The 6,000-nt window shown below is 38.5% G+C and carries 4 protein-coding genes and 1 tRNA gene; 1 reads left to right on the top strand and 4 read right to left on the bottom strand.

From position 1 onward, the window contains the following. Positions 1-115: 115 nt before the first annotated feature. Positions 116-191 (bottom strand) — tRNA-His (locus tag KO529_RS22660). A gap of 237 nt (positions 192-428) precedes the next feature. Here KO529_RS22660 and KO529_RS22655 point away from each other — a divergent pair. Then, positions 429-2,513 carry a tetratricopeptide repeat-containing sensor histidine kinase gene (locus KO529_RS22655; RefSeq protein ID WP_215950132.1) on the top strand — a complete coding sequence of 695 codons (2,085 nt, stop codon included), beginning with the start codon at positions 429-431 and terminating at the stop codon, positions 2,511-2,513. On the opposite strand, the gene bshB1 is transcribed toward KO529_RS22655, so the two are convergent. The 3 genes from bshB1 to KO529_RS22640 all read right to left on the bottom strand — a co-directional run bounded on the left by bshB1 (position 2,510) and on the right by KO529_RS22640 (position 5,972). Continuing rightward, complete coding sequence (gene bshB1, locus KO529_RS22650; RefSeq protein WP_215950131.1) at positions 2,510-3,232, bottom strand: bacillithiol biosynthesis deacetylase BshB1; 723 nt, start codon at positions 3,230-3,232, stop codon at positions 2,510-2,512. The genes KO529_RS22655 and bshB1 overlap by 4 nt on opposite strands. Before the next feature lie 104 nt (positions 3,233-3,336). After that, the gene (locus tag KO529_RS22645; RefSeq protein WP_215950130.1) at positions 3,337-4,509 is read right to left on the bottom strand and encodes a trans-sulfuration enzyme family protein; all 1,173 of its coding nucleotides are present in this window, start codon (positions 4,507-4,509) and stop codon (positions 3,337-3,339) included. Positions 4,510-4,562: 53 nt separating this feature from the next. Then, positions 4,563-5,972, bottom strand: coding sequence for an MATE family efflux transporter (locus KO529_RS22640; protein ID WP_215950129.1), 1,410 nt, complete (start codon positions 5,970-5,972; stop codon positions 4,563-4,565). Positions 5,973-6,000 lie beyond the last annotated feature (28 nt).

The raw sequence follows: 6,000 nt of genomic DNA, 5'->3' as shown, positions 1-6,000 counted from the left end.
ACAATAATTGTTCTTGATCCATAATTGTTCTTGATCCTTGTTATTAAGGGTTCCCATAAAAATGAAACTGTATGCCACAAAAAAACCCTGTCATTTCTGACAGGGTTATATTTCTGGGTGGAAGACCGGGTTCGAACCGGCGACCCTCGGTACCACAAACCGATGCTCTAACCAGCTGAGCTACAACCACCATTTGTAAGCGGTGGCAAAGATAAATCTTTAGTGCTATCGTTCAAAATAAATTTCAGATTATTTTATATCATTTTATAAAATGCTCATACCCCGAATTATACCATATTTTTCTACGCTATATATCGACCAAATACTCAAAATACTGGACGAAACACACAAAAAACCGCACTTTCACAACATAAATTAGCCTATTTTTTAAAGGAAAGATATTTTTATCAACAGATAAATTAGGATAAATGTCTTTTAAAGCATTAAATATAAGCTCACGGGAGATTAAATTAAAAATAACCGTGTTCTGGATTTTCCTTTTCTTTTGTGGGGTCAACACCGCCCAGGAACCCTCTGTTGGAGAATTGAGGCAAAAAATCACCACTTTACGAAGTCAGAAGAAACGGGTTAATAAGGATACCATATACATCGGATTATTAATGGATCTTGGCGCCAAGCTTAGATACTTGAATCCGGATAGTCTCTTATTGCTTTCAAGCGAAGCCCAGAAATTAAGTAGCAACATAGATTATAAAAAAGGAGTAAGTGAGGCTTTATTCCACCTTGGGACTTATTATTCCGATATAGGTGAACACAGCATTGCAATAGATAATTATGAAATGGCATTGATCAATGCCAAAAAGGATAATAATTATGATTTAACCTTACGAATTGGCAATGAATTAGCGAATGAAAACGTCTATAGTGGCAATTATTCCACTGCCCTACTCGGTTATTTGGAGAATATTAAACTGGCACAGTCCTCTGGCAACAAAAAAATGGAGTCGATCCTATATGAAAATGTAGCCGATTTATACGCTGCCCAAAAAGATTATGATCAGGCCCTATATTTTTATAACAAGGTTGAAAAAATAAATATCAAGATAGGAAATGATATAAACTCAGCACAGACCATGAGCAATGTGGCTTCCATCTATGCTGAAACAGGGGATTTTCAAAATGCCCTGTTTAAGATAAACCGCAGTATCAAAATTTTCGAAGAAGGTAAGGCATGGGATTGGTTGGCCTATGCTTATGAAGTTAAGGGCAAAGTATACCTAAAACAAAAGCAATATACCAGGGCATTATATTGGTATGACAAAAGTGTGGAACTACATGAAAGCCTTCAGGATGACCGAGGGATAATAGATTTGTACAACGGGATGGCCGAAGCTAATTTTGGACTGGAAAAAGACAGTATTTCACATAATTATGCCATGATGGCCTATGAAATCTCCTCCACTATTAAATCTATGGAGGGAATGAAAAAATGCTCCAATACCCTTTACAAAGTTTATAAAAATCAGGAAAACTACGCTGCAGCCCTTAAATATCATGAAATTTTTAGGCAAATATCCGATACCCTGTCCAGGGATGAGAACAAGATGAGTATGACGATGCTGAAAACAGAAATCAGTCATAAGAATCAGCAAGAAGCATTGGTACTAAAAAACGAAAAAGCCTTGGCTAAACAGCGCCTCTATATTTATGTAGCCATACTATTTATTATAATTATGGGCGCAATAGCATTTTTAGTGGTAAGGGGTCAAAAAATCCTGAAAAAACTGAACAGGGAACTCGAAAGCCAAAAGGAGGACCTAGAACAGAGAGAGGCCGAATTATGGGAAACCAATAACACCAAAAACAAACTTTTTTCTATTATTGCCCATGATCTTCGCGGTCCTATTGGAGCTCTGGAGGGATTATTAAAATTACTGAACAGCGGTGATATTAAAGAATCAGAGTTCAAAGAGTTTATTCCCAAATTAAAGAACGACGTAAATAGTATTTCCTTTACCTTGAACAACCTTCTTACTTGGGGTCAATCGCAAATGCGGGAAGCTACCACCGACCCTGCCAATGTAGATCTAAACGCCCTAGTGGAGAACAATATTAATTTACTAAGTGAATTGGCATTTACCAAAATGATTACAATGGACAATTTAATAGTCAATAAGGCCATAATTTGGTCCGATGAAAATCAAATGGATATCGTGATTAGAAACCTTTTGAGCAATGCCTTAAAATTTACCCCCAATAACGGACATATTACGATTGGCTATGTGGATAGGCCGGATTATTTGGAAGTATTTGTAAAGGATAACGGGATTGGTATGGACGAGTACGTTCAGGAGCAAATATTAGCAAAAAACACCAATATTACCACCTATGGTACCAATAACGAAAAAGGAACAGGGCTTGGCCTATCCCTTTGTAGTGAAATGGTGATAAAAAATGGTGGCACCTTATGGGTCAAGAGTGAAATCAATGAAGGATCTACCTTCTATTTCACCGTTCCCAAAGGCAAAAAACAATTCCAAAAATCGGCCTAAATAAGGCTGTCAAGGCTTTTAACAGCAACGAATCTTTCGGTAGTAAAACCTTCCCCATAGCTTATGCCAACCATTCTGCCTAGGTCTCTTGACCTGTAAACAACACTATCTATAAAGTTTTTGCTACTGATGGGCGTTTCCGGCTCCTTACTTTTTGGGTCGTAAAATTGGGAACTATAGGCCATTATGGCTTTAACCTTTAGATCTATAAATTCCGATACATCCACTACAAAATCCGGTTCAAGGTTTTTCCATTGAATGTAATGATGTACAAGTTTAGGTCTCCAAGCCTCCTGCCACTTTTCCTCCCCATCAATTTTAGTATCGATCTTTATTAGTCCACTCAAAAAACATGCATCACTTACCAATTTGCTGCCTTTGGCATGATCTATATGCCTATCGTCTATAGCATTGCACAAAACGGTTTCTGGCCTATATTTCCGGATCATTTTTATTATTTCCAATTGATGTTGTCTGTCATTTGTGAAAAAACCATCGGCAAATTCCAGATTCTTACGCACAGTAACCCCCAAAATTTCAGCAGCGGCTGCAGCTTCCTTATCCCTAATTTCGGCAGAGCCACGGGTACCTAATTCCCCACGGGTCAAATCTACAATACCTACTTTTTTACCATTGGCCACTTCTTTTGCTATTGTTGCTCCTGCTCCCAGTTCGGCATCATCTGGATGCGCGCCAAATACTAATATGTCTAATTTCATTTAATCTATGTCTACTTTGTTCTTGAAAGCTTTCAAATTAACTCTCGTAAAACTTCAATTTTATTAATTGTATGTTTTCTCCAATTGTAAGGGCGTACGTGAATCTAAATAGCCAATTCCCTTTCCTTCCTTACCTTTTCCAAGGCCTGTTCAATATCTGCAATTAAATCCTCTGTTTCTTCTATTCCAACGGAAAAGCGTATTAACCCATCAGCAATTCCTTGTCGCTTTCGCTCTTCAGCACTCAAAAGGGAATGTGAAGTTAAGGTTGGGGAAAGTACTGTACTTTCCACTCCCGCCAAACTCATGGCAGGTTTTATCAACTTTAGGGACTTTTGAAATTTGGAAGCATTAAAATCAGCATTCAGCTCAAATGACAACATGCCTCCGAAGCCCTTCATCTGCTTTTTTGCGATGTTGTGGTCCGGATGTGAAGGCAGGCCAGGATAATATACCGCAGATATATCTTTATGGGCATAAAGGTATTCCGCCATGTTTTGGGCATTTGCATTCTGGGCCCTTACCCTGATACCCATGGTTTTAATACTCCTCTCCAATAACCAAACGGTGTAATCGCTAAGACTACCTCCAAAATTTTTAGCCAAACTGAATATCCTTTTTATATTCGCTTCCGTTGAAGCTACAGCTCCCGCACAAATATCGGAATGCCCGCCCATATATTTTGTAGCACTATGTATTACCACATCGATACCAAAATCAATAGGATTTTGATTTACCGGGCTGGCAAAAGTATTGTCGATCATGGATACAAGACCATGTTTTTTTGAAATATCGGCAACAGCCTTTAAATCGGTTATATTCAATAAAGGATTTGATGGAGTCTCAATGTAGATAACTTTGGTATTGTCCTTAATTTTTGCTTCAAAATCTTCAGCACCAAAACCATCCGTAAAAGAGTACGATATCCCATATTTTTCAAATTCTTCCACGACTAGGTTATAGGTGCCACCATAAATAATCTTTTGTATTACTATATGGTCCCCCGCCTTTAAAAATGCCAATAGGGACGTGCTGATGGCGGCCATACCGCTACCAAAAATCAATGCAGCCTCGGCATGTTCCAGGGCCGCTATTTTTTTGGCCAAGGCCACCTGGTTGGGAGTGTTGAAATATCTTGGGTAGCGCTTAACATCGATGTCTTCAAAGGCATAGGCGGTTCCCATATACAATGGGGAAATGGCTCCTTTAAATTCCTTGTCCTCCAGCTGTCCAAAATGGGTACAGATGGTATTAAGGCCTTTTTTTTGCTGTTTCATTCTATCTATTTAAATTGATAAAAAATAATGGTGTATAAAGTTACAAAATTAGCTTATACCTTAATTTTTTTCCATTTACCCTTTTTAAAAAGTATGTAGCTGATAACGGTAAGCAAAACCTCGGCTATTGAAATTGCCGCAAATACTCCAACTGCCCCATAATTAAAAGTGATAGCCATAACATACGCGAAGGGAAGTTGAAATGCCCAAAATATTAAAAAATTAATTTTGGTAGGGGTTCCTGTATCCCCAGCTCCGTTAAATGCTTGTGTTAGCACCATGCCATAGGCATAAAATACATATCCTGCCGCAATAATCTGTAAGCATAAGGTTCCATATTCAACCACTTGTGGAGTGGTATTGAAGAGCATAATAATTTTTTCTGCAAAGCATAGATATATTAATGAAATTGAAAACATAAATATGGCATTATACTTACCGGTTTTCCATACAGATTCTTCTGCCCTTTCAGGTTGATTGGCACCCAAATTTTGCCCCACTAGTGTTGCCGCAGCATTGCTCATCCCCCAAGAAGGCATTAAGGAAAACATTATAACCCTAATGGCTATGGTATAACCGGCTAGGACTTCACTGCCAAATTCGGACATAATTCTCATTAAAAAAATCCAACTGGACGTTCCAATCAAGAATTGAGCAATACCTCCAGCAGAAACTTTAATGATGTTTAGCATCACTTTAATTCGGATTACAATATCCGATATACGAATCTTGATTTTGCTCCATCCATAGAACAAAATTATCAATTGAAACAAAACCGCAGTTCCTCTGCCAATGTTGGTTGCAATTGCAGCGCCCATAACTCCATATTCAGGAATTGGTCCCCATCCAAAAATAAAAATTGGATCAAGAATAATGTTAAGACCGTTGGACAGCACTAATATCCACATGGCAACCGAGGCATCCCCCGCTCCTCTGAAAATGGCATTTATAAGAAACAGAAGCAAAATAGTGATATTACCTCCCAGCATCAGCCGGGTGTATCCTTGGCCCTCTTGTATAAGTTCAGGGCTCCCCCCCATTAGACCCAAGATTTCCTTGGAGTACATAGCGCCAAAGATTCCGGTGATAATGGCCACAGTGATCCCTAAAAGGATTACCTGTACCGCCGATTCCCTAGCTTCTTGTAATTTTTTTTCACCAACCCTTCTAGCTACTATTGCCGTTGCAGCCATACTTAAACCAATGGCAATGGCATAAATCAATGTAATCACGGATTCCGTAAGGCCTATTGTAGCTACCGCATTGACACTGACCCTAGATACAAAGGCAATATCAACCAATGCAAAAATAGATTCCATCAACATTTCCAATACCATAGGAATGGAAAGCATAAAGATGGCCTTTCTAATGCTCCCAGTAGTAAACTCAGAGTCCTTGCCCGTCAAGGCAATAATAAAATACTTATATAGAATACTTGGAGTAAGTTTTTTTGTATCCGGCATGTGTGTGAAATTATGTTAAACGAAGAAA

Source organism: Arenibacter algicola (assembly GCF_018860365.1).
GTDB lineage: Bacteria > Bacteroidota > Bacteroidia > Flavobacteriales > Flavobacteriaceae > Arenibacter > Arenibacter algicola_B.
Note: the sequence above shows the minus strand (reverse complement) of the source record. Positions and strands in the feature narration are given on the sequence as shown.